This window comes from Paenibacillus sp. FSL P2-0089 (assembly GCF_038595095.1).
Classification (GTDB): domain Bacteria; phylum Bacillota; class Bacilli; order Paenibacillales; family Paenibacillaceae; genus Paenibacillus_AQ; species Paenibacillus_AQ silagei.
In genome coordinates this window covers 7,107,837-7,132,123 of sequence record NZ_CP152006.1, presented here as the reverse complement: position 1 = coordinate 7,132,123, position 24,287 = coordinate 7,107,837, and the positions used below count along the sequence as shown (strand labels likewise).

General features: G+C 52.9%; 22 protein-coding genes and 1 riboswitch. Of the genes, 11 read left to right on the top strand and 11 right to left on the bottom strand.

The window, feature by feature from the left end:
* Positions 1 to 64: 64 nt before the first annotated feature.
* The 3 genes from NST69_RS30350 to araA are packed head-to-tail and all read left to right on the top strand — an operon-like array spanning position 65 to position 3,841.
* On the top strand, positions 65 to 1,678 hold the full coding sequence (locus tag NST69_RS30350; RefSeq protein ID WP_340957196.1) for an FGGY-family carbohydrate kinase: 1,614 nt from the start codon (positions 65 to 67) through the stop codon (positions 1,676 to 1,678).
* A gap of 3 nt (positions 1,679 to 1,681) precedes the next feature.
* Positions 1,682 to 2,377, top strand: a complete 696-nt coding sequence (locus tag NST69_RS30345; RefSeq protein WP_036722865.1) for an L-ribulose-5-phosphate 4-epimerase — start codon at positions 1,682 to 1,684, stop codon at positions 2,375 to 2,377.
* Positions 2,378 to 2,416: 39 nt separating this feature from the next.
* Positions 2,417 to 3,841, top strand: coding sequence for an L-arabinose isomerase (araA, locus tag NST69_RS30340; RefSeq protein WP_036722863.1), 1,425 nt, complete (start codon positions 2,417 to 2,419; stop codon positions 3,839 to 3,841).
* A 133-nt stretch (positions 3,842 to 3,974) separates the two neighbouring features.
* Here araA and NST69_RS30335 read toward each other — a convergent pair whose 3' ends face one another.
* From NST69_RS30335 to NST69_RS30315, 5 genes are all read right to left on the bottom strand, one after another.
* Positions 3,975 to 5,600: a helix-turn-helix domain-containing protein gene (locus tag NST69_RS30335; RefSeq protein WP_342547928.1), complete on the bottom strand. Its 1,626-nt coding sequence runs from the start codon at positions 5,598 to 5,600 to the stop codon at positions 3,975 to 3,977.
* Positions 5,601 to 5,606: 6 nt separating this feature from the next.
* Positions 5,607 to 7,343: a histidine kinase gene (locus tag NST69_RS30330; RefSeq protein WP_342547927.1), complete on the bottom strand. Its 1,737-nt coding sequence runs from the start codon at positions 7,341 to 7,343 to the stop codon at positions 5,607 to 5,609.
* 188 nt (positions 7,344 to 7,531) lie between these two features.
* Positions 7,532 to 9,127 carry an ABC transporter substrate-binding protein gene (locus tag NST69_RS30325; protein WP_036722858.1) on the bottom strand — a complete coding sequence of 532 codons (1,596 nt, stop codon included), beginning with the start codon at positions 9,125 to 9,127 and terminating at the stop codon, positions 7,532 to 7,534.
* A gap of 70 nt (positions 9,128 to 9,197) precedes the next feature.
* Positions 9,198 to 10,112 (bottom strand): carbohydrate ABC transporter permease, encoded by a 915-nt coding sequence (locus NST69_RS30320; RefSeq protein ID WP_036722857.1) that lies wholly within the window; start codon positions 10,110 to 10,112, stop codon positions 9,198 to 9,200.
* 15 nt (positions 10,113 to 10,127) lie between these two features.
* Positions 10,128 to 11,105, bottom strand: a complete 978-nt coding sequence (locus NST69_RS30315; RefSeq protein ID WP_342547926.1) for an ABC transporter permease subunit — start codon at positions 11,103 to 11,105, stop codon at positions 10,128 to 10,130.
* Positions 11,106 to 11,301: 196 nt separating this feature from the next.
* On the opposite strand from NST69_RS30315, the gene NST69_RS30310 reads away from it, so the two are divergent.
* From NST69_RS30310 to NST69_RS30295, 4 genes are all read left to right on the top strand, one after another.
* Positions 11,302 to 12,258, top strand: coding sequence for a DUF5643 domain-containing protein (locus NST69_RS30310; protein WP_342547925.1), 957 nt, complete (start codon positions 11,302 to 11,304; stop codon positions 12,256 to 12,258).
* Between the two features lie 163 nt (positions 12,259 to 12,421).
* Positions 12,422 to 12,501, top strand: a riboswitch (glycine riboswitch).
* A gap of 143 nt (positions 12,502 to 12,644) precedes the next feature.
* A complete protein-coding gene (locus NST69_RS30305) occupies positions 12,645 to 14,021 on the top strand; it encodes an amino acid permease (RefSeq protein WP_342547924.1) in 1,377 nt (458 codons plus the stop codon).
* Between the two features lie 34 nt (positions 14,022 to 14,055).
* Positions 14,056 to 15,003 (top strand): YafY family protein, encoded by a 948-nt coding sequence (locus tag NST69_RS30300; RefSeq protein ID WP_342547923.1) that lies wholly within the window; start codon positions 14,056 to 14,058, stop codon positions 15,001 to 15,003.
* A 94-nt stretch (positions 15,004 to 15,097) separates the two neighbouring features.
* Positions 15,098 to 15,640: a DinB family protein gene (locus tag NST69_RS30295; protein WP_342550236.1), complete on the top strand. Its 543-nt coding sequence runs from the start codon at positions 15,098 to 15,100 to the stop codon at positions 15,638 to 15,640.
* A 2-nt stretch (positions 15,641 to 15,642) separates the two neighbouring features.
* Here NST69_RS30295 and NST69_RS30290 read toward each other — a convergent pair whose 3' ends face one another.
* Positions 15,643 to 15,924 carry a hypothetical protein gene (locus NST69_RS30290; RefSeq protein WP_342547922.1) on the bottom strand — a complete coding sequence of 94 codons (282 nt, stop codon included), beginning with the start codon at positions 15,922 to 15,924 and terminating at the stop codon, positions 15,643 to 15,645.
* 109 nt (positions 15,925 to 16,033) lie between these two features.
* Here NST69_RS30290 and NST69_RS30285 point away from each other — a divergent pair, with 109 nt between their 5' ends.
* Positions 16,034 to 16,855, top strand: coding sequence for a methyl-accepting chemotaxis protein (locus NST69_RS30285; RefSeq protein ID WP_036722852.1), 822 nt, complete (start codon positions 16,034 to 16,036; stop codon positions 16,853 to 16,855).
* Between the two features lie 42 nt (positions 16,856 to 16,897).
* Here the strand turns inward: NST69_RS30285 and NST69_RS30280 are convergent, their stop codons facing one another.
* Positions 16,898 to 17,266, bottom strand: coding sequence for a DUF1304 domain-containing protein (locus NST69_RS30280; RefSeq protein ID WP_036722850.1), 369 nt, complete (start codon positions 17,264 to 17,266; stop codon positions 16,898 to 16,900).
* 164 nt (positions 17,267 to 17,430) lie between these two features.
* On the opposite strand from NST69_RS30280, the gene NST69_RS30275 reads away from it, so the two are divergent.
* Complete coding sequence (locus tag NST69_RS30275) at positions 17,431 to 17,937, top strand: GNAT family N-acetyltransferase (protein WP_342547921.1); 507 nt, start codon at positions 17,431 to 17,433, stop codon at positions 17,935 to 17,937.
* 61 nt (positions 17,938 to 17,998) lie between these two features.
* Here NST69_RS30275 and NST69_RS30270 read toward each other — a convergent pair whose 3' ends face one another.
* Positions 17,999 to 19,402, bottom strand: a complete 1,404-nt coding sequence (locus tag NST69_RS30270) for an S-layer homology domain-containing protein (RefSeq protein ID WP_342547920.1) — start codon at positions 19,400 to 19,402, stop codon at positions 17,999 to 18,001.
* Between the two features lie 161 nt (positions 19,403 to 19,563).
* Positions 19,564 to 21,225 (bottom strand): GGDEF domain-containing protein, encoded by a 1,662-nt coding sequence (locus NST69_RS30265; protein WP_051477818.1) that lies wholly within the window; start codon positions 21,223 to 21,225, stop codon positions 19,564 to 19,566.
* A gap of 148 nt (positions 21,226 to 21,373) precedes the next feature.
* Here NST69_RS30265 and hprK point away from each other — a divergent pair, with 148 nt between their 5' ends.
* Together hprK and NST69_RS30255 are read left to right on the top strand one after the other, a co-directional pair.
* Positions 21,374 to 22,291, top strand: a complete 918-nt coding sequence (gene hprK, locus NST69_RS30260; protein ID WP_076080767.1) for an HPr(Ser) kinase/phosphatase — start codon at positions 21,374 to 21,376, stop codon at positions 22,289 to 22,291.
* 72 nt (positions 22,292 to 22,363) lie between these two features.
* Positions 22,364 to 22,648, top strand: a complete 285-nt coding sequence (locus NST69_RS30255) for an alpha/beta-type small acid-soluble spore protein (RefSeq protein ID WP_036722845.1) — start codon at positions 22,364 to 22,366, stop codon at positions 22,646 to 22,648.
* Between the two features lie 72 nt (positions 22,649 to 22,720).
* On the opposite strand, the gene NST69_RS30250 is transcribed toward NST69_RS30255, so the two are convergent.
* Positions 22,721 to 23,650: a nucleotidyl transferase AbiEii/AbiGii toxin family protein gene (locus tag NST69_RS30250; protein ID WP_342547919.1), complete on the bottom strand. Its 930-nt coding sequence runs from the start codon at positions 23,648 to 23,650 to the stop codon at positions 22,721 to 22,723.
* Positions 23,650 to 24,258: a type IV toxin-antitoxin system AbiEi family antitoxin domain-containing protein gene (locus NST69_RS30245; protein ID WP_342547918.1), complete on the bottom strand. Its 609-nt coding sequence runs from the start codon at positions 24,256 to 24,258 to the stop codon at positions 23,650 to 23,652. The genes NST69_RS30250 and NST69_RS30245 overlap by 1 nt, the downstream gene beginning before the upstream one ends.
* Positions 24,259 to 24,287 lie beyond the last annotated feature (29 nt).

The window sequence follows — 24,287 nt, the reverse complement described above, 5'->3', positions numbered from 1 at the left end:
AAAGGAAGCGCATTCTTTAGATTCGTAAGTAACACAGTTTGGTTCAGAGAGGAGTAACGTGGGCATGGATCAGAACATCAAGCAAGCGATACTTAAGGGAGAGACATCACTGGGTATCGAATTTGGGTCCACACGTATCAAAGCCGTCCTGATTGATCAGCGATTCGAGGCGGTTGCATCCGGAAGCTACGAGTGGGAGAACCTGCTGGAAGGCGGGTACTGGACGTATCCCCTTACTGATATCATCAAGGGGCTGCAAGCGGCTTACCGCGAGATGAAGCAGGAGGTTGCACAGAAATACGGGGTTACGCTTACTACTGTCGGTTCTATCGGATTCTCAGCAATGATGCACGGATATATGGCCTTTGACAGCGCGGGCGAGCTGCTGGTTCCGTTCCGGACCTGGCGTAATGCTACAACCGGTGCGGCGGCCAAGGAATTAACAGAGCTGTTCCAGTTCAATATTCCGGAGCGCTGGACCATTGCCCACCTGTATCAGGCGATTCTGAACGGGGAAGAGCATGTTCCGCAGGCGACATTCGTAACGACGCTGGGCGGATATATCCATTGGCTGCTGACCGGCAGCAAGGCGATCGGGATTGGCGATGCCTCCGGGGTCTTCCCTATAGATGAAGCTTCACAGGATTACCACCCGGCCATGGTCAGTCAGTTCGATGAGCTGATTGCCGCTAAGAATTACCCTTGGAAGCTGAGTGATCTCCTGCCCAAGGTCTACGCAGCAGGCGAGCAGGCTGGTGTGCTAACGGAAGCCGGAGCGAGACTGCTGGATGAGTCCGGGGACCTGCTGGCAGGCATTCCGCTCTGTCCTCCAGAGGGCGATGCCGGAACAGGAATGGTCGCTACGAACAGTGTGCGCAAACGGACCGGTAATATCTCTGTAGGCACCTCCGTGTTCGCCATGATCGTGTTGGAGAAGGACCTTACAGCGGTATACCCTGAGATTGACATGGTGACTACCCCCGATGGCAGTCCGGTAGGGATGGTGCATGCCAACAACTGCTCCAGCGATATCAATGCCTGGGTCGGCTTGTTCCGGGAATTCTCGGAGGCGATGGGCTTCAAGGCTGATCCGGCCCAGCTCTTCAGTGTTTTGTTCAATAAAGCGCTGGAGGCGGACTCCGATGGCGGCGGGCTGCTCAGCTACGGCTATTTCTCGGGTGAGAACATCACCGGGCTGGAGAAGGGACGGCCGCTGTTTGTCCGCTCGCCTGAGAGCCGATTCACGCTGGGCAACTTTATGCGGACGCATCTGTTCTCCGCTTTTGGCGCGCTGAAGATTGGTATGGATATTCTGACCTTGAAGGAGCAGGTGTCCATCGACAGCATTCTGGCGCACGGCGGCTTGTTCAAAACGCCTGTTGTCGGACAGAGAATCGTGGCTGCTGCGATGAATGTTCCGGTCTCCGTGATGGCAACAGCCGGAGAAGGCGGCGCGTGGGGCATGGCGATTCTGGCTTCTTATATGAAGAACAGAGCGCAGCAGGAGCGTCTGGATGATTTCCTCGACCAGAAGGTCTTCAAGGATATCGAAGGCGAGACCATTCATCCGGTTGCGGCGGATGTGAAGGGCTTTGAATTGTTCATGGAACGCTACACGGCGGGTCTGGCGATTGAGCAGGCCGCTGTAGATCATCTCGTAGAGAACGGGGGAAATTAACACATGCTGGAGCAACTGAAGGAAGAGGTGTACGAGGCCAATCTGGAGCTGCCTAAGCACGGGCTGGTCAAATACACCTGGGGCAATGTGAGCGCGGTGGACCGGGCGAGCAGTCTGTTCGTCATCAAGCCGAGCGGAGTCAGCTATGACAAGATGAAGCCGAGCGATATGGTCGTTGTGGACTTCGATGGCAATGTGGTGGAGGGAGAGATGCGGCCTTCCTCGGATACAGCGACCCACGCTGTACTCTACAAGCATTACGCCGAGATCGGCGGCATCGTGCATACGCATTCCACGTGGGCAACCATCTGGGCTCAGGCCGGACTGGATGTTCCGGTTATGGGGACGACACATGCAGACACCTTCTATGGTTCTGTACCGTGCACCCGGTTCCTGACCCAGGAAGAGATTGACCGCGGTTATGAAGCAGAGACCGGGCATGTGATCATTGAGACTTTTGAACAGCGGGGGCTGGATGTGATGGCGATTCCCGGCGTTCTGCTGAAGGGCCACGCGCCGTTCACATGGGGCAAGGATGCCCACGCCGCTGTCATGAACAGTGTGGTGCTGGAGGAAGTGTCCAAGATGAACCACTTCGCCCGCCAGCTGAATACGTTCGCCGAGGAGCTGCCGCAGCGGATTCTGGACAAGCATTATCTGCGCAAGCACGGCAAGGATGCGTATTACGGACAGAAGTAACTGACTTTTACCAAACTCATAGAGAAGAGGATGAATGATATGTCAACAGTAAGCGACAAGCAATTCTGGTTCGTCGTAGGATCGCAGCACCTGTACGGAGATGAAGCGCTGGGTGAAGTGAAGGCTCATGCCCAGGAAATGACCGATGCGCTCAACAACAGCGGGGTGCTTCCTTATCCGCTGGTATTGCAGGATCTGGCCGTTAGCGCAGACAAAATCACCTCCATCATGAAAGAAGTGAACTACCGTGATGAGGTTGCCGGTGTAATCACCTGGATGCACACCTTCTCCCCGGCCAAAATGTGGATACGCGGCACGAAGCTGCTGCAGAAGCCGTTGCTTCACCTGGCTACCCAGTACAATGAGAGCATTCCTTGGGCAACGATTGACATGGACTTCATGAACCTGAACCAGGCTGCCCATGGCGACCGTGAGTATGGCTTCATCAATGCCCGCCTGAAGAAGCAGAATAAGGTCGTTGTAGGATACTGGGAACGTCCGGAAGTCCAGAAGCAGATTGCCGAGTGGATGGATGTTGCCGTAGCATATAACGAAAGCTTCAACATCAAGGTTGCCCGTTTCGGCGACAACATGCGCAACGTCGGCGTTACCGAAGGCGACAAGGTAGAAGCCCAGATTCAGTTCGGCTGGACCGTAGACTACTTCGGCATCGGCGATCTGGTCGCTTATGTGAATGAAGTGAAGCAGGAAGAGATCGATGCCCTGTTCGCAGAATATACCAAGCTGTATACCGTTGATTATGGCACGTACAGCAAGGAAGATTGGGAAGCCAGTGTGAAGGTGCAGGCGAGCTACGAGATTGCCCTTAAGCGCTTCTTGGATGCAGGCGGCTACAATGCTTTCACCTCTAACTTCGAGGACCTGCACGGCATGAAGCAGCTTCCGGGTCTGGCTGTTCAGCGCCTGATGGCCCAAGGCTACGGCTTCGCCGGTGAAGGGGACTGGAAGACTGCGGCCCTGGACCGCCTGATGAAGGTGATGAGCCACAACCTGAACACCGGGTTCATGGAGGATTACACTTACGAAATGGCTGCCGGACAGGAAGCCATTCTCCAGTCCCACATGCTGGAGGTTGATCCGAGCCTGGCTAGCAACCAGCCGAAGATCATTGTCTCCCCGCTGGGGATCGGCGACCGTGAAGACCCGGCCCGCCTCGTCTTCGACGGCAAGGCAGGCGAAGGTGTCGTGGTATCGATGGCCGACTTCGGCACTCATTACAAGCTGCTGATCAACGAAGTTACCGCCTTCGAGCCCACCGTTCCGGCTCCGAATCTGCCGGTAGCCCGTGTACTGTGGCAGGTGAAGCCTAACTTCCAGGACGGAGTCAGAGCCTGGATCGAGAACGGCGGCGGACACCACACCGTTGTATCGCTGAACCTGACGACCGATCAGATCGTTACCTATGCGAAGCTGGTTGGCCTGGAATATGTAATTATTAAGTAATTAGAGTTACTTGTAAAAGTTAACAGCGAGTAGATGTTAAAAAGAGCGAAGGGGCATATAGCCCTCTCGCTCTTTTTGTTCGGCAGGTATGGTGAGTGCGGCGGCGAGATTCAAAAGCATCTGCCTGCTCCGCTCACTTCTTATTCCGCGCACGGTATTGCTGCGGTGTGGCGCCGACGATCCGTTTGAACAGGTTGGAGAAGCTGCCGAGGCTGGTGTATCCGACCTGCTCGGCGATATCGGTGATCTTCAGCTCTGTCTCCTCCAGCAGCTGCTTGGCCTTCTGCAGCCGTTCCTGAATAATCACATCGGAGATTGACAGCCCGGTCTCCTTCTTGAACAGCCGCGACAAGTAGGCCGGGTTCAAGTAGACATAAGCCGCGAGTTCGTCGCGGGTGATCTCTTCGCTCAAGCGGGAGCGGATATACTGCCTGATCTTGGTGACTGTGGCCGAGGATACGTTATTGCTGGTCTGCAATAAGTGCATTACGGCTCGCAGGCATTCCAGCGCCCAATGCTGGAGCGAAGCGGACTGCTTCGGATAATTCTCCTTATCCATCAAGGGCTTCAGCTCCGCTGAGGCGTGTGCGGATAAGCCTTTTTTGGCGAGAACGGTGTGTACAATGAACAGGATGCCGTGGATAAGCTGGCGGTGCAGCTCACTTGTCCAGCGGCCGGGCTCAATGCCCGAGAACCACAGCGTCACGCGGCGCTCCAGCTCCTCCAGCTCGCCAAGCTCCAGGAGGGTCGCCCACTCTCCGAAGATATGCATAGGCGCTGCCTGAGGCACCGGCGCAAGCGGCTGATCTCGGCTATATGCCTGATCCTCCGGTCCGAACACCTGACGCGAACGATTCAGGTTGCGTTGTTCCCGCTCCGTGACATCCGTGTAAGCGCTCATGATTCCAGACAGAGGGACACCCGCGCTGATGTAGATCGAGAGGGAGCAATGCAGCAGCCGTCCGCAGGTATCCAGGAAGGTGCGGCCATTCTGCTCCAGCGTATGCCGGACGGCGTTCATATCGCCACGCACGTAGATAACCGCCAGATTATGGCCGACCTGATCCTGCAGCACAGTGCCTTCCAGCCCGCTTAGCAGCAGCTCATCGGCCATGTTGCGCAGTGCATATTCCATAATGGTCTCATCCCGTGCGCTAAGGTTCTCCTTCCACTGCTCCAACCCCAGCAGAGCGAGGAAGTACCGGTCTCCAGGCTGCAGATCCAGATTGTAGGTGTTCGCCGGAAGGGTGAGCGATTCCAGCACGGGCGCTGCCCGCTGGCTGAGAATATCCTGCCAGAACCGTTCCACCAGCAGGGGGAGCTGATGCTCCCACTGTCTCCGGTACTTCTGGATCAGGGCCTCGAACTGCTGCTGCTCTCTCTGCTTGCTGATCTCGAATAGCGCCTCACGGGAGATTTTCATCAATTCCTCATAGTCTACCGGCTTGAGCAGATAATGGAAGGCACCGTGGTAAATCGCGCGCTGGGCATACTCGAAATCGGCATGGCAGGTCAGCATAATCGTCAGCGTGCCGGGAGCGGATTGCTTCACCCAGGCCAGCAGCTCCAGGCCGCTTCTGCCCGGCATTTCGATATCGCAGATCAACAGGTCTACGGGCTGCTGCTCAAGTATGGCAATCGCCTGATCCACGTTCTCCGCCAGACAGACATCCGACACGCTAAGCGCGCTCCAATCCACCCCCTGCTGGAGGCCGAGCAAGGCGAAGTATTGGTCGTCAACGATTAGAACTCTGTACATTGAACGTCACAGCTCCTTTTGAACGGGTAGTCTAATTTCCACAACCGCGCCTCCACCTGGAGCATTGTGGAAGGTAAGCCGTGCCCGGTTGTTATAGAACATCAGCATGCGTCTGTATACGTTCCATATGCCCAGATGGCGGTCTGTCGGCTTGCGCTCATATACGCCATGATTGAGCCTGTCGAGCTGAGCCGCGGAGAAGCCCGGCCCGGAATCGCGGATCTGAATGGCAATGCAGGAATCGCCGCTCTCTCCGGCTTCTTCACTGACTATGATGCCGACATTGAAGGGCTTCGAATTGTTGATGAAGCCATGCTTGATGGCATTCTCGACGAAGGGCTGGATCAGCAGCGGCGGAATCAGCGTAGACTCAAGCTCCTGCGGAAGCAGCACTTCATAAGACAGCTTGTTCGGATACATAACCATCTGGATCTCAATATAGTTCTGAATATGACCTAGCTCGCTGCGCAGCGGAAGCCAGGCGTCGTTGGTATTCATGATGAACCGGAAGTGGGAGACCAGATGTCCGATCATCTTTTTGATCAAGGCATACTGCTTCAGCTCTACCAGATGAAAGACGATATTCAAGGAATTCATGAAAAAATGCGGATTGATCTGCGCCTGAAGATGCTTCAGCTCGGCCTGCTGCACCTTCATCTGCTCCTCGTACACATCAATCTTGAGATTGCCGATCTGCTCCGCCATCTGGTTGAATTGCCGGTTAATGATCTGGAACTCTCTGCTGTTGCCATCCTTCAGCCGGTATTCCAGCTGTCCCTTCCCCAAGATGCGCATCCCGCTGGTCAATTGCTGGATAGGCTTGAACACTAGTCTGCTAAGCAGAGCCAACAGGATAACCATTACGAGGATAATGACGAAGGGAATCACCTTGATGATCTGCTGGAAGATCGGCAGCTCGTCCAGAATGGATTTCTCGTCGAGCAGGAAAAAGACATTCAGATTGGAATATTGGGATGGCTTGTCAATCAGCAGATACGAATTACCGTTACTCAGGCGAATCGAGGCATCCGCACGAGGGTTGGGCTGATTAAGCCGGCTGCGGATGAGCGCAAGATCTTCACTGGCGAACTGGCCCCAGAGTAATTTACCGTCATTGTCGATCATGCCGACCTGTCCGCTGCCCCCGGTAGACTCCAGCTGGGTCAGGGGCTGGGCCAGAGAATCGATGCTGACCAGTACCCCCATGAGAAGCCGGCCACTCTTGTCCGGCAGCACCTTGAATAACACCGGCTCTCCCCCGAGGGTCACGGTCTCCCACTTCAGGGAGGCCTGGAGATTAGGGGTCTTGAGGTGTGAAGACAGCCCGGAGGCAATCATCTCCTTCTCCTGGTAATACTCTCTCTGGCTGCTCAGGAAGAGTTCATCCCGGTCCTGATGGTAGACGAAGACACTGCGGATAATGGTGTAGTAGCTGACATCGCTGTACCACTGGTCCATTAGCTTGCGGATGGACAGATAATAATTGACGCTGTCGGGCCCGCTGTCCGAATAGAGCTCCAGCAGCATGTTTTCATTGGCCGTACGCAGCAGATAATGGCTGGTCTGCTCCAGCAGCTCATCGAGTGTACCTAAGTGCAGGGTCAACGTGTCCGAAGCGGACTTCGCAACCTTCTCCCGGACAATGTTGGTGGAATAGAGATTGGTGTAGGAGAGAAAGAGGAACAGCGGCGTGACCAGCAGCAGGACAAGGGCACTCACTTTGAATCGCAATGATAGTTTCACAGTCTTCCCCCTTATCCTTAGGTACATTTACACGCTGAGCGGCAGGAAAGGGGAAGGACGGCAGCCGTCCTTCCCCTTAGCTTAAAATATAAGAATTTGTATGTTCCACACGACAACTTATCCTTATATTTCTCGCTGAAACGGGTGCCGTCCTTGAAAGGACGGCATAGTCGTTTTCTCTTGTTTGTTTAGGATTGTTTGGCCTTCCAGGCATCGTATTGCTTCTGAACCTCGGCGCGGATCTCTTCAATGCCGTTAGCCTTAAGCTTCTTATTGTACTCCGTAAGCACCTTATCTACACCCAGGCTGCCCGTTTCCAGCAGCGGGCGGAATTCCTTGATAATGTTGCTGACCACGGAGACCTGTGTTTTGACAGCGTCGGTATTGAAGTTGAAGCCGAAGGACTTCACCTTATGGGCGCTCTCGTTATAAGCCTTGAATTTCTCCCACTTGTCGGCGCTTTCGCCTTCCCACAGATAGGTTATGGTCTGGTTACCGAACATCCATTCAATGCCCGGCGCCCAGCCGGTATCGGCACGGGTAGCAATGCCGTCAGGCAGCTTGATGAAGTTCTCTTTGCCTTCCACCTTCACATATTGCCGTCCTTCTACACCGAAGTCAATGAGATTGACCAGCACCGGGTCGGTATGCAGAAGGTTCAGCAGCATCATGGTCCGCTCGGGATCAATCGAGGTGCGTCCGATGGCCATCATGGAGTTGCTGACGCTGGCTGTACTGATCTCGGGTTCATTCCCCTTCAGCTTCACCAGCTCAATGCCGGTAGCGATGGAATCTTCCTTGTCGGAATCCGGTTTGTCTGAACCGAATTTCATCCAGGTCTTACCGGCCTTGAAAGCGTCTTCAGTACTGGTTTTGGTCGTTGCGGCATCTTTATTGATGTAGCCTTTGCTGAACCAGTCGCCGTAGAGCTTCATCCGGTAGATTGCGGTGTCGGACTCCATCGAGCTGATCACCATCTTATCAGTCTTGGTATCCAGTACGATTCCGGCAGGAGCGCCGGCCACCAGCTCATAACGGAAGTTCTCCTTCATGCTCTCTCTGGTCTTGTCGAAGTAGCCCAGGGTATCGGAGCCGCTGCCGGAGAGCCAGATCGGCGCAATAGCCGGTTCCTTCTCCTTGATCGTCTGCAGCCATGGCTCCAGATCCTCCAGCGTCTCAATCGAGTTCACATCGAAGCCGTATTTATCTACCAGATCCTTGCGGAACATAATGGTATGGCTCTCACCAATTTCCTTATTGGTAGGAATCGCATAGATTTTGCCGTCTACGGTTCCGCCGTCAAGGAAGCGGGGATCAAGGGTCTCCTTGATGCCTTGTCCATATTTGGCTAACAGATCATCCAGCGGAAGGAACGCGCCCTTGGCTACGTTATTGGCGAAGTCTGCCCAGTTGGGGGCGAAGGTCAGATCGACCTGTTCACCGGACTGGTAAGCCAGTGCCATCTTCTCGGCCCAGGAGGACCAAGGGAGTCCCTGGAAGTCAATCTCGGCGTTGATTTTCTCTTTGAGATACTTATTGATCTCATCTACAACCGCCTTGGTATCATTCTGCGGGAAATTCCCGACCGTGTACACTTTCAGCTTCCGGAACGTTGAGGTATCAGGATTCGTGCTGCCTTCCGTGCCTGCTGTTGCGGCGGCTGCTGTCGATTCTGCCTTGGACGGGGCGGATGCACCTGAATTGCCCCCGCCGCATCCGGTAATGCCCAGTATCACGGCAGTCAGAGCGGCAAGCACCGTGCCTGAGCTTCTTGTTGTTCTCATTTGTATGAACCTCCTCGAATGATAATTAGATCATATATTCTAACCGGCATTTACGCCAGAGCTAGACCGCTTAACCTTTGATTGCCCCTATAGTAAGGCCCTTGGTGAAGTACTTCTGGAAGAACGGATAGATGAACAGAATCGGACCAATCGACAGCACGACCATAGCCATCCGCAGACTTTCGGTCGGAACGGATTCCTGTACCATCAGGGCGACACCGCTGCCGGCAAGCTGGGTTTTGAAGAATTCTGCCTGGCGGATCATCTGAATCATGACGTATTGCAGGGAGAACTTGTCGGTGTCATTAATGAATAGCATGGAGTTGAACCAGTCATTCCAATACATCAGCGTAGTGAACAGACCGATCGTAGCCAGAACAGGCAGGGAGATCGGAAGCACAAGCTGGAAGAATATCCGCCATTCCGAGGCCCCGTCCAGCTTGCCGGATTCAATCATCTCCTCCGGGATCGTCTGCTGGAAGAAGGTACGGGTGATGAAGATATAGAAGGCATTGGACAGGCCGGGCAGGATCAGCGCAACCAGCGAGTCCTTCAGATCGAGATAGTTCACGTACAGCAGATAGAAGGGGACAAGCCCTCCCGAGAACAGCATGGTGATCAGCAGGTAGAAGTTGAATGTTTTTTTAAAGGGAAAATCCTTCCGGTAAAGCGGGTACGCATATAGCGCAATCAGCAGCACGGCCAGAACAGTCCCGATAATGGTAACGGTCAGGCTGACGCCATACGCCTTAACCAGTGTCTCCGAATGCTTGAACAGATATTGGTACGCGGATGCGTCGATATGATCGGGCCAGAACTTGTAACCCTGCAGCGTCAAGGCCTTCTCGTTGGTTAAGGAGATGGCGACAATGAGTAGGATCGGCAGAATACATGCCAGGCTGAAGGCGATGAAGAACACATTCAGAATAATCTGGGCGGTAGTGGAGCCTTTGGTATAAGGGTTGCTTCGGGATGCAGTAGTCATTAGAATCCTCCGTTTCTAGAAAAGCGCCGTATCGCGGTTCAGCTTGCGGGCGAGAGCGTTCGCGCCGATGACCAGGAAGAAGCCGACGACCGATTGATAGAAGTTCGCCGCTGAGGACATCCCCAGGTCGTTGAGCTGGATCAGGCCCCGGTAGACATAGGTGTCGATGACGTCCGTAGTCGAGCGCAGCGCACCGGAGTCCAGGGTCACATGGTAGAACAGCCCGAAGTCAGAGCGGAAGATGCCGCCCATGTTAAGAATCGTGAGAATGACCATGATCGGCGTGAGCAGTGGCAGGGTAATCTTGGTGATCTGCTGCCATTTGCTGGCGCCGTCCATCACCGCGGCTTCGTACAGCTCTTCGCTGATGCCGGTGATGGCTGCAAGGTAGATGACGCTGCCGATCCCGATGGAGTGCCACATTTTGGTGATCCACAGAATGTAAGGCCATGCGTTAGGATGCATATAAGCATTCACCGAGGAGTAGCCGAACAGCGGCAGAATATGCTTGACCAGGAAGCCGTACTCCGGGTGCAGGAAGGCATAGACGATGAAGCTGACCACGACCATGGACAGGAAGTTCGGCATAATCATGACGGTCTGGAAGAACTTCGAAGCCAGCTTGTTACGCACCTCATTGATCGCAATGGCCAGCGAGACCGAGAGGATGAGTCCTGAGATAATGAAGACCACATTGTACCCCACAGTGTTGATGGTCACGCGCAAGGCGTCAGAGGTGGCGAACAGGAACCGGAAGTTGTCGAGCCCGGCCCAAGGACTGCCCATAATGCCGTCAATGTAGTTGATGTTCTTGAAGGCAATGAATAATCCGAACATCGGAATATAGCAGTTGATGAAAAAGATAATCGAGGTGGGCAGCAGCATCAGCAGCAGCACCCGGTATCGCACGATATTGTGCAGCAGACGGCCGAAACGGCCCTGGGACGGTGTCGCTAGCTTGGTGTTCAAAGCTTGTGGTGCGGGATTTGCCATAAGTTCTAACCTCACTCTACTTGTTCTGGATGAATTTATTATAGTAGAGCGGATGAACCGAATTCTCTCTTGCAAATGACCCTGTTTATTCAAAAATGACTTTGTGCACGTAAGATGTTATTCTGCGCTCCTGTCACAAAATAGCAGCAGGGGAACGTTATACCTGTATATTCTTAATCAGCAAAGGAGAGAAACTATGTACACGATCAGCTTAAATACGATGAAGAAAGCAATGATAGCAACAGCAGTAACCGCTGTACTCGGAGGGACAGTTGTCGGCGGGGGATTCACTGTACCCGTAGCGGCGGCAGCCGATGTCAACAAGGCAACTAAGGCTGGCAGCGCCTTTGCGGTCAGTGACAGCACCGTGCTGAAGGCTATGGTCCAGAAAGGGCTTGCTGCTGCCCCGAATCAGACCGTGACCCAGGAAGGGGTGACCCTGACTCTAACCGATCTGATCTATGACAATAACGAGCTTGTCGCAGGTATCCGGCAGGAGGGAGGGACGGTGGGCAAGAACGGTTCTTTCATGGACCAGACCAGGAATGTGGACGTGTTGATCAATGGGAAAAAGCTGCTGTTTGATACTTCCATCATTCCCAATTTGGAAGATACGGACACGGCGTTGATCTGGCTGACCAAAGGAGCCATGAAGCAGCAAATCCCGGACAAATTCGACCTGACGCTGAAGGCATACGCCAACGGGGTGAAGGAGCCGTTTATTTTCAAAGTTCAAGTGAACAAGCTGGGGACCCTGTTAAGCCTGAAGCCGGGCGTCTCCAAGAAGAACAACAAATTCAATTATACGGTGAATTCCTTCGAGATGACCGCGTTAACGATGTCTCTGCAGGTGACCTTTAAGGGTGAAGTTCCGGCAGCGGCCAAGTCCAAGGTGAACCCGGAAAGAATGTTATATGACCTTGTGGATGAGAAGGGGAATGTGATCTCGCCGTGGGGCAAGCCGTTTGAGAAGGTTAAAACAAGCGGTACCGAGGAACAGAACTATAGTGCATTCCCAGCCGTTCCGAAGTCCATTAGCGTTAAGCCTTTTACGTATTCCAAAGATGCCAGCGGGAAGATGTTCAAAGACAAGCAGGGCCAATGGGCTAAAACTTATTATAAAGACCTGGAAACCAAAATTACGGTTAAATAACGTGCAATGAAGCAATGCAGGACACCCGGCGATGACCACGAGAGTAACAAATGATATTGACAGAAGTCTGGACTGTGCATAGAATTGAAAAATATTTACATGAAGTCAGCTTCAAATAATTGAATATTCGCAAGCTATGAAGGCTATGGATCACACTATAGCTGGAGCAGCTTCTGGAGAGACTGCGGGAGACCGCAGCGCCGAAGGGTTCACAATCTCAGGCAAAAGGACAGAAGAGTACCGGATTTGTGTTTTGCCGTGCGGATTAGCCGCTGCTGCAGACGCTTATTTGGAACCTCTTATGAACCGGGAGATTGGATGATATCCAGTCTCCTTTTTGCGTTACCCGGCAGGACAGCGTCATATACACTAAGGGGGAAACAGGTATGGCACAGACAGAGTTAAAAAGAGAGCTTGCAAACCGGCATGTCCAGCTTATCGCCATCGGAGGTACGATTGGCACAGGTTTATTCCTGGGATCGGGTAAAGCCATTCAGCAGGCCGGGCCCTCCATCATGCTCACGTATCTGATCGTGGGGATTGCCGTGTTTTTTGTGATGCGGGCGCTGGGGGAGCTGCTGCTCTCGAAGGCGGGGTATCAGTCTTTTACAGACATTGCTGAGGATTACCTGGGGCCGCGCGCGGCATTCATTACGGGCTGGACCTACTGGTTCTGCTGGATTATGACGGCGATGGCCGATGTGATTGCGGTGGGCGTCTATGTGCAGTACTGGTTCGATATTCCGCAGTGGGTACCGGCCGTGATCTGCCTGATCATTCTGCTCGGACTCAATCTGCTCACGGTCAAAAGCTTCGGCGAACTCGAATTCTGGTTTGCTCTGATCAAGGTGGTTACGATTCTGGCTCTGATTGGCCTGGGGATTGTCCTGCTGGTAACCCAGTTCAAGACAGATGCAGGCTCAGTGTCGGTCCGCAATCTCTGGGAGCACGGGGGCGTGTTCCCGAACGGGGTGAAGGGCTTCCTGTTCTCTTTTCAGATGGTGGTATTCGCCTATGTCGGCGTGGAGCTGGTGGGGGTATCGGCAGCGGAGACGGCTAATCCTGAGAAAAACATCCCGTCCGCGATCAACAAAATTCCGCTGCGCATTCTCTTCTTCTATGTCGGCGCGCTCTTCGTGCTGCTGTGCATTAATCCCTGGACCCAGCTTAGCGCAGCTGAAAGTCCGTTCGTGCGCACCTTCAGTCTGGTCGGGATTCCGGTTGCTGCGGGGATTATCAATTTCGTGGTCTTAACCTCGGCAGCCTCCGCCTGCAACAGCGGGATGTTCTCGACCAGCCGGATTCTCTACAATCTGAGCAGACGGAATCAGGCCTCGCCTCAGCTTGGCAAGCTGAACCGGAATCATGTGCCTGCGAATTCCCTATTCCTCTCCACGCTGGTGATTTCTGCCGGGGCACTGCTCAGCAAGCTTATTCCGGGTCAGGCCTTCGGCATCGTGACTACGATCAGCGCCATTTGCTTCATCTGGGTCTGGGGCGTTGTGCTGGTCTGCCATATCAAGTATAAAAGGAACCGCCCGGACTTACATGCCGCTTCCAAATTTAAAGCGCCGTTCACCCCGGTAATTAACTATGCCGTCCTGACGCTGTTCGCCGCCATTCTTGTGATCATGCTCTTTGCTGCTGAGACCCGTCCGGCTCTGCTGTTCACCCCGCTCTGGTTCATCCTGCTGTTCGTTCTGTATTCCATCAGAAGCCGTAAGGAGAAAAGTGAACAGGAAATCAGTATAATCAATACATAAACTGATTTCAGGATGAAGAGGGTGCAGCCGCCGCATGAACAAGACAGATCGCATGTTAGCCATCGTACTGGAGCTGCAGCGCAAAGGGGTCGTACGGGCAGAGGATCTGGCGTCCGTCTTCGAGACTAGCGTAAGAACCATCTACCGCGATATCCAGGCGCTTAGTGAAGCCGGAGTGCCGGTGGTAGGCGCTACGGGTCAGGGATATTCACTGGTAAAAGGGTATTTCCTCCCCCCGGTCAGCTTCACCGCCGAGGAGGCAGTGACCCTGCTGATCGGGACGGATTTCGTGGAGCAGCGGTTCGACACTCAGTATGGTAACCAGGCCTCCGCAGCAGGGAGGAAGATTGAAGCGGTTCTGCCGGAGGATGTCAAGGAGAATGCCGCCCGGCTCCGCCAGAGCATCCTGCTGCTGAATACCAGTAAAGATAAGCTGCAAGGACAGGAGAAGGAGTACATGGAGCAGATCCGACGCGCAATTATGGAGCAGCGGAAGATCGGCTTTGGGTATACAAAGGGCAGACAGGAAGCTGACGGAAGTCACCACAGTGTCCGAACCGCCTCGCCGTATGGACTTGTCTTGAACAGAGGCGCATGGACCCTGGTGGCCTGGTGCGGACTGCGGCAGGAGATCCGTCATTTCCGCTTATCCAGAATGAGTGAGCTTACCATTCTGGATGACCGGTTCGAAGCGCCTGCGGATTTCGATCTGCACGAGTACCAGCCGGAGGATGACCGCCATGTACGTGTGTGCATTTTGGTTCAGCCGGAGATCGCGGGCAAGGCGGCTGAATCCGGGAACTATTATCTGGAGGCAGTGGAGGACCGGGCAGATGGCAGGCATATGATCTTCCGTGTGCGCCAGCCCGAGGACCTGCTGCAATGGGTGCTTGGCTGGGGAGCGGGGGCGGTTGTCTTGGAGCCGGAAGCCTTGCGGAAGCTTGTGCGGGAGGAAGCGGCGAGAATGCTGGAACGCTACTGACATAACGTTGTCAGGAGAGGTTGTGTATATTCAGAACAGACCTTAAGAATAAAGGAGCTGCCTGAATATTATGAATAAGAATATGAATAAGAATATGAAGACAACAGAAGCCTTACAGCAGTTTGAGAAGACTGTCCATCACTATCTTATGGAATTAGATATCTTCAGTATGGAGCAGCTGCTGCGGCAGCCTGCCGAGGGAGAGTGGTCTCTCGGGCAGATGGTCCAGCATTTGATACAATCGGCGCTGTACATGCAGCTCCGTAATATCGATCAGTGTCTGGCCGGGAACGGGGAAGCGGCGGGGAATGAAGCAGAGATGACGCCGGAGGGTAAAGCGATTTTTGCCGGGGGCAGCTTCCCGCCTGTACGCGTTCATGTTCCGCCGTCACCGCAGTACACGCCGGTACAGCCGGAGAGCAAGGAGCAGTTGATCCAGGGTCTGCACACCGTGATGGACCGTATGCGGGAGACCCTGCCGAAGCTTGCGCAGGCACCTGAGCACAGCACTGTCCCTCATCCCCGCTTTGGCCCTTTGAATGCAACCGAATGGTATCTGCTGATCGAGATGCACTACCGCCATCACTTGCTGCAGCTGGACCGGTTGAAGGATGCAATAGGGGCAAGAGTACAATAGAGTTAAGCCGCAATGAGCGAAGGAAAGCCGAAGCCTGTCAGCAATAGACGACGGGTTCCGGCTTTTTTGGTTGAAAAACCGACCACACTTGGCACGTTGAGAGTGCGCGGGCCAAATGTGGTCGAAAAACCGACCACACTGGTCACGCCGATGGCGCGCGAGCCAGATGTGGTCGAAAAACCGACCACAATGGTCACGCCTGCAGGTAGGCGAAGAAAATGGGGGTGCTGCTTGAAGCACCCGCATCCTTCACCCGTCAGGCTGATGCTGTGCTTATAAATCAATTTTTAATTATTCATTTTTGAATAAAGGAGGTTTTTCGCAAAATGTCGAACTTAACTCAAGATTTCACTGTACCGTGAAGCTACCTGAAATAGAAGGAGAACCGCATCTATGAAAAACATCGTCCGCTCCCTTGAAGAACTAATGAATCTGGCACCCATTCTGAAAGCTGCTTTTCCTTACGATATCTCAATTGCCATCTGCGACACAGAGAAGTTCCTTGCCTATTACCCCGGTGATTCCATTGATCTGGGCATCCGGGCAGGGCAGATCATTCAGGCAGATGAGCCTCTGTATCATGCGCTGAAGCAGGATGAATACTCGGTGGCTAATGTCCCCAGGGAATATTACGGGTATGAATTTGTGGGTACGGTTCTGCCGGTACATGGGGAGGATGAGGAGGTCTGTGGGGCGGTATGCATTCAGGTACGCAGGCAGACGGAGCTGCGGGAGATCGCGGACCGGATGGCGCTGTCCCTGAATCAGGCCAATGCGCGGATTAGCCAGGTCGCGGACGGCTCAGGCCTGCTTGCCGATTATTCGCAGAAGCTGCTGATTCAATCGGATGCAACGGCTTATAGTGTCCGTAAAAGCAGTGAGGTTCTGGCGGTGCTGAGGAAGGTGGCCGACCAGACGAACCTGCTTGGCATTAACGCGGCGATTGAAGCCGCCCATGCCGGGGAGCGGGGCCGGGGCTTCGACGTTGTGGCTAAGGAGATCCGCAGATTCTCGAAGGAAACTGAGCAATCGGCGCAGCGGATCAGGGATACCCTGAGTGAGATTCAGTCGGCCATGCAAGGGATCAGTCAAGCCATAGGCCAGATTGCGTCCGTCGGGCAGGAGCAGGCGGCTTCCACGCATGAGATCTCCAGCTTCATTGAGGAGATCCGGGCAATGTCTGAGCAGTTGAACGAGTTCGCGCAGAAGCTGTAAGGCTTGAGCGGAGAGGAAGCTGCCTGCATCGGTCCGCGAATTTTACAGATGTGCGATCAATGTGGCCGCCAGCGCCAGAAAGGCCGGGAGGCCTTGCATCAGCAGGATGGATCGCTTGGAGGTAAGTCCGCCGTAGATGGCCGCAACCGCCACACAGATCAGGAAGAACAATTGCAGCTGGTAACCGAAGTCCGCGCTTGGATGCAGCAGCCCCCAGATTAGACCGGCTGCGAGGAAGCCGTTATATAAGCCCTGATTGGCTGCCAGCGATTTCGTCTCCTGTGCGAAGGCGGGGGTCAATCCGAACGCCTTCTGTGCTCTCGGGGTGGTCCACAGGAACATCTCCAGTACAAGTATGTACACATGCTCTAGTGCTACTAAGGCAACAAGAATTAAACTTACAGTCATCATAAGAAGTCCCTCTTTTCAAGTGATAGGAATTTAAGTAATGTGAATCTGTTACGTTAGTGTCTCATGGATTTTCATTGTGCAAAATATAATTTTACAAACCTAAATATAACCAAATATTTGCCTTTTGTCAATTTATTGTATCCATATTGTAAGGGAGGAAGGAAATGTACATCAGAACACTGGCCCCCTCGGACGCCGAAAGCTACCGGGCGCTTCGTTTGCAGTCGCTGCAGCAGCACCCGGAAGCTTTCCTTAGCTCTTATGAATCGGAAGCGAAGCTGTCTATCGAGACTACCCGGATTAGGCTGGATTCCTCCGATCAGCATTTCACCCTGGGCGCCTTCTTGGATGGGGAGCAGAGGCTGGCGGGAATGGCAACCTTGTTCCGGGAGAGCAGGCCCAAGATTCAGCACAAAGCTAATGTCTATGCAGTATATGTAGATCCGGCTGCCCGCAAACATGGCGTGGGCCGCGCGCTGATGCTGGAGCTGATTGCGCGGGCGAAGGGCGCGCCGGGGCTGGAGCAGCTTACGCTGACCGTAACCTCCAGTAATCTGTCTGCCAAAAGGCTCTACGAATCCCTGGGATTCGTCTGCTACGGCACAGAGCCAAGGGCGATGAAGCTTGACGGCGAGTATCTGGACGAGGATCTGATGGTGTTGCTGCTGTAAAACAAAGCACAAACCCCTCCCGCATGTTTGCAGAAGGGGTAAGATAAATCGCATATGTTGCTTACTTCGCAGACTTTCCGCTCAGGATGGCTTTCACCTGGCTGACCATTGCCGCGGCGTCAGCGCTGGTGACGCCGTCCTGGGGACGGAAGCTTCCGTCTTGATCCAGCTTCACGATCTTAAGGGCAAGCGCGGTCTGAATGGCTCCTGAGTTCAGGATATTGATCTTGTCATTATCCTTGATCTCCACCGGGATCAGCTTGATCATCGGCAGTTGGCCGTTGGTCTGGAGCGTGTTAATGAGCAGATACGTGAAAGATTCGCGGGTTACGCTCATATTCGGATCGATTTTGATCTGCAGATTCGCCTCAGGTCCGGCAGCGTCCTTGATGAACTGGACGGCCTCGGTTGCGGTGATTGTCTTGCTTACAGCACCGGGTGCCGGATGGGCCTTCAGATAATTCACGGCATTTCCGACGATGGAAGCAGCCTCAGGGCGGGTAATTGCCGCCTTCGGATTGAAGTTCCCGTCGGCATCCAGCTCCACGAAGCCAAGGGCAAGGGCGGTCTGGATAGCTCCCGAGTTCAGGATGTCGATCTGATCGCCGTCCTTCACGTCTTCTGGAATGACATTAATCATCGGCAGTTGCCCGCTGGTCTGTAAGGTATGGATTAACAGATACGTGAAGGCTTCACGTGACATGCTGGCCGCCGGAGCAATCTTGATCTGCAGGCCGGCTTCAGGACCGACTGCTTCTTTAATAACCTGCACAGCTTGTTCTGCGGTCAGGATCTCATCCGCAGCAGCAGGGGCTGGATGGGCCTTCAGATAAGCGAGCGCATTGCTGATGGCGACTGCCGCTTCGGCGCGGGTGATCTCCTGCTTCGGGTTAAGCTTGCCGCTGCCATCCAGCTTCAGGACACCGTAATTCAGCGCACGCTGCAGGGCACCGGAGTATTCTGCCTGCACCTGATCCTGGTCGGCGTACTCCATCACTACTGGCTTAATCATCGGCAAGTGGTTCGTGTTCTCCATCGCATCAATGAGCTGGTAGGTAAATTCTTCGCGGGTCAGCTTCTCACCAGGCTTCAGATCCGCTGGCAGGTCCAAGCCGTGCACACCGGCAATGATCAGCGCCTGTGCGTACCAGGCGGAGTCACTCGCGTTCTTGAAATAGTCGGTGGCATGCGGCTCCTTCACGAACCGGATCGTATCCAGATTCAGATCAAGCGCACTCACGATCATCTGCACCCCCTGGGCTGCTGTGATGCTGAGGTTCGGGCCGAACAGATCCGCGCTGATGCCTTTAATCAGGCCGCTGTTCTGAAGCGCGATAATCTTGTCTTTATCCTGCACGTTATGGATATCCTTGAAGGCTGCGGCCGAGGCGAATTGTTGTCCGGTGAAGCTGAGCGCCAGAGCGGCGGCTGCGGATAGGGTTATCATCTTGAATGTATTCTTCATGTCCAGTCACCTCGTAAGAGTAGTTTGTGGTTTATTTGTGATCATAGACGGCGGCTTAGTCAAAAAGGTTCCAGCAAAAATAAAATAATCAAAATTATAAATAAACGCAAAAAAAGCACTGCCTATGCGGCTAGTGCTCATGATACAAGGATAATATCCAATTATACCTCCACCGCAACAATCTGATTCCGGCCCTGATGCTTGGCGGCGTACAGGGCTTTGTCGGCAGACTTGAACAGGTCGTTCAAGTAGGTGTTCGCCTCGATGGCAGGCGGGATCTTGAATTCAGCGATGCTGAGCAGTCCCATGCTGATGGTGATGGACACAGGCTCATCGATATAATCGATGTGGATGGTATTGTGCTCAACCTCGGATTTCAGCTGCTTGGCCAGACGGCGCGCCTCGGCTCCATTCGTATCCGGCAAATAGATAATGAATTCCTCTCCGCCGTAGCGGGCCAGAATATCGGAGGGCCGCAGGCTGCGCTGCAGCAGCTCCACTGTGTTACACAGGACCATATCTCCGGCCAGATGGCCGTGCTGGTCGTTGATTTTTTTGAAAAAATCGATGTCGATCAGTATAATAGTCGAAGGTGTCCGGGTGTCGCTGACCCGCAGCGCCTCCTGCTCCAATTGCTGCATCAGATAATGCCTGTTGTAGCAGCCGGTCAGGCTGTCGGTGATCGCCAGCTTCCTCAGCTTGCCGTTCGTCTGGAACAGCTCCTCCTGTACCTTCACCAGCGAGTCGTTGCGTTCCTTCAGGATGGCATTCTGCTGGTTCGTCTCATCGATGAGACGCCGGATCTCGGTAACATTCTGGAAGGTGACAATCCGTCCGACCCGGCTGCCGCTCACCATAATGGGTGCTGCATGAATACTGACAACCATTTGGATAAGGGGATGCAGAATTTCCAGCTCGGCCGTCTCCAGCGGATGCTCATGGTATTTCTCAAGGAAGGACTCGATCTTCATGGCAGGTTCATCTGGCAGATAGCTGCTCATGTTGAACGCCGCACCCGTCACAAGAGGGATATAGGGATGCAAGGCATGATTGATCTCTACCACTTGCTCCTGGTCATCCAGCACGAGAATTCCGTATTCCATGGTATTGATAATATCCTGATGGGCGATAGTTACGATATCGAATACTTTGTCCTGGTGGATCGTAATCACAAAGAATGTAGCCGACACCACGATACCCAGCGAAGTGAAGCCCGGAATTACTGGCAGATAGTCATCCAGAATGACATTGAGAAGCACATCGATCATAAGGAAGACGCATAGGGCTGTAATGCCTTTGAGCATATACATAACCTGATTCTTGACCCGTGCAGCCTGATTAGAGGTCAGAGCCACGTAGATGACATACATGGACACGAGGGCGTTAATGACAAGAAAGGTCATGCTGATCCAGAAAATAGGTCCGTAGATGCGCTCCACATACCCTCCGTTCACCGGACGGACGAACCATCCATAAGGATTGAGCACCACTCCAAGGGAGGTCAGTACTGCAGGGATCACCAGCGCGGACACTATTTTTCTGTTAAGGAACTGGGATTGTCCCGCGAGCAGAATCGTGAAGAAGATCCAGCCCAGGCCCAGCAGGGAAGCATCCACGAAGGCAAGCTTCACATAAAAGAGCTGATAGAGAGGATCATCCACAGTTCTTATGGCAAACTGGCAGTAGGGCCAGATCAGCATGGAGAAATGGAACCCTAAATAGACCTTGTGCAGCTTGGTAATGGTGACCGTAGCCACGATATAGATGAGCAGCAGGAACAGAAGGAAGCACATAATCAGGTCAATCCAAGAGGCTAAGGCCAATATGTTACACCTTCTTGATTTTAATAGTATTTATAGATTTTTGTGGGTCTTAGGTCTTATATATTGTTTTTAATATATAATTAGCGTGTGCAGATTACAAGATTTTTAGATAAATCTATCGGGAAATATTGGATTGGGAGGGGATCTCATGAAATCTATTAGCGTGCAGAGTCTTGTAGAGAAATTCCATCTGGAGGTGCTCGCCGGAGCGGGCCGGATGGACCGGAACATCACCCGTCCAAGGACGCACAGACCGGGTCTGGAGTTTGTCGGTTATTTTGATTTTTTTCCGATGGAGCGGGTGCAGGTCCTTGGACGTAAAGAGATCAACTACCTGTTAACGCTGAGTGTAGAGGAGCGTATGCTGCATATCGGCAACATCGTCAAATACCATCCGCCCTGCTTCATCGTGACCAGCGGCCAGCAGGAGATTCCTTACCTGACGCTGTTCTGTGACCAGGAAGGCATTCCGCTGCTGCGGACGCCGGAGGTAACCACCGAGTTCATCGCCAAGCTGGACAGCTTCCTGGTGAAGACGCTGGCGCCCGAACTGTCTATCCACGGGGTATGCGTTAACGTATCGGGAATAGGAATTCTGCTGCGGGGCAAGTCGGGGATCGGCAAGAGCGAGACGGCGCATACACTGATCCGCAGGGGCCACCGCTTCGTGGCTGATGATATTGTGGTGCTGAAGAAGCTGGGTCCGGCGACTCTCCTCGGGACCCATAATGAGACCACACGTGAATTCCTGGCGCTGCGCAGCATCGGCCTGATCAACGTCGTACGGCAGTATGGGCGGCGGGCGTTCCAGGATGAGACGCGGATCGTGCTCGATATCGAGCTTGCCCCCTGGCAGGAGAATTCGCTCAACAATGAGCTGGAGCTGGTGCCCCAGTTCACCGAATATCTCGGGGTGCAAATCCCGCATATTGAGGTCCAGCTTCAGCCGGGCCGCGATGTAGCCGGTCTGATTGAAGCGGCTGCGAACAACTGGTATCTCAAGCAGCTGGGCTACAGCGCGGTGGAAGAATTCATGCAGCGGATTGAGGACGGGATGCAGTCTTAAAGGACGACAGGGAATGAAGGTCCACACTCCTGGGCAACTTAGGGGAAAGACAGCAAGGGAGTGTGTCCTTAAATGGCGAGAAGAAGCAGAAAATATGCTGTACCAGGTTCCGCCCAGGGAATGCAGACGTTCAAAGCGGAGGTTATGAGGCAGGAAGGATATCACGTAGATCCGAATCACCCGGACGATGTGAAATACGAGGTGGCGAAGGAATTGGGCATTCCGCTGCAGGCCGGAAATAACGGCAAGCTGACGACTGAGTCGGCGGGACAGATTGGCGGCCGCATCGGAGGCTCCATGGTTCGTGAGATGGTGCGTCTGGCACAGGAGCAGCTGGCGGGTAAGCAGAAGTCATAGCATGGAATGGATCAAATTCAAATTCAAATTCATATTTATGCTAATTAGCCCCTTTTCTTTTATTGAAGGGGTCTAATTTTTTAAGTGCCGGTTAAGCCAAACCCTGTGGTTGAAATTCCATTGTCCAAAAAACTCATCGCCATGAATCAATGATTGATATATTGGCTCCAGGAAATCAACAAGACATTTCATCAAATCCTGAAATGTGAGCGGTTCCTCTATACCTAGACGATTCATAAATGCCAACCATAGCTTTAAACGGCTGTCATCATCAGCAAATGTAGTCTGAAACAATGGATGATCCTTTTCCAAGATTGTCCCACGACGCTGAAAAGTTTCATACACAGCCTCATACAGTACACGCCCATCAAAATCATTGGTGCTCAGAAGCGTATAAATATCATAAAAATCCTTCATTCGGCTGTTCATGACGGATAATGTAATCATGGCTTCAAACTTTTCTGAAATGACGGATTCCTTCGAGTAGGCTTGTACCTGCGGGGCTTCCATATTAAGCAGGACCGGGTATCCAATAAGTTGCGGCTTAGGAATTACAACATCGCCAAATCCGATATCGAATTGCAGGCTCTTTCTCATTCTTCCCAGAAGCGCCGTTACCTTGATTCTCACCCCCTCATAATCGGCATCCTCTTTAATTCTTTCCGTTGTCATGTCGTCCAGTTGAAATACAACTCCATCTGCAGGAACGTCAATCGAACAAATTATCACAAATGACTCTCTTAAAATTTCAAGCTCATTTGCTATCTGTCTGGCCAGAAAATCGACGTCTTTTGTTGGACGCGCCTTGAGCTGAGTTTGCGAGAATAGAAACAGCCCGCCCTTTAAGATGAATTTGTCCCGATAACCGGATATAGACAAGCGGTATAAGAAGCGCTCTTGAAGGTACAGGAGCAGCATGGTATCGAAAGCTTTTCCTGAGGTCTTAGCAATATTCTTTAAACGTTCGGCAACAGAGGCAGGAATATTTTTAATATCACTCATCAGATCAACACCTCAAGATATTTTTGCAAAACTGTCCTTATCCGCAACTGGTCGGCATAGGAAACTAATTTCGTTATATTTTTATAAGGAGATTGAAGATAGTTTCTTAGACCCTCTTTCATCAAATCTATCCCAATCTTTTCACGGTATCGTACAATATCGCAAATTGTTTTCTCCCGGTTGTAGATTTTGACGGTGGCCCCCTCTATATAAATATGGTCTATTCCTACCTTAAACTGAGCTTCCGCAAAGAACATAACTTTAATGGGCGGATAGTCTGGAATCCTCGGTTTCTTTCCTCCACGGTGAATGGCAATTTGATATTCCCATGGATGGTATGTGGTCAGTTCATAATAGGATAGGGCGGAGAGGAGACAAATGACACCTTTGGGAACCAGCCGTGACACTTCAAGCATTTCACTTAATGGTTCGTTTCCATCGCTCGCAAGCCGATAAACTCCTTGTTTTACCCGTTCAATTTCACCAATGGATTCCAGTTTTTTGACATAATAAGGGGATATTCCTGCTTCTAAGAAATCCCTCGTTCGGGCAAAACCATTATGCTTCTCTAGAACTCGCATCGCTCCCGTCACAATTTGCTCGTTCATGAACTCACCACCATTCACAATTGCTTAAG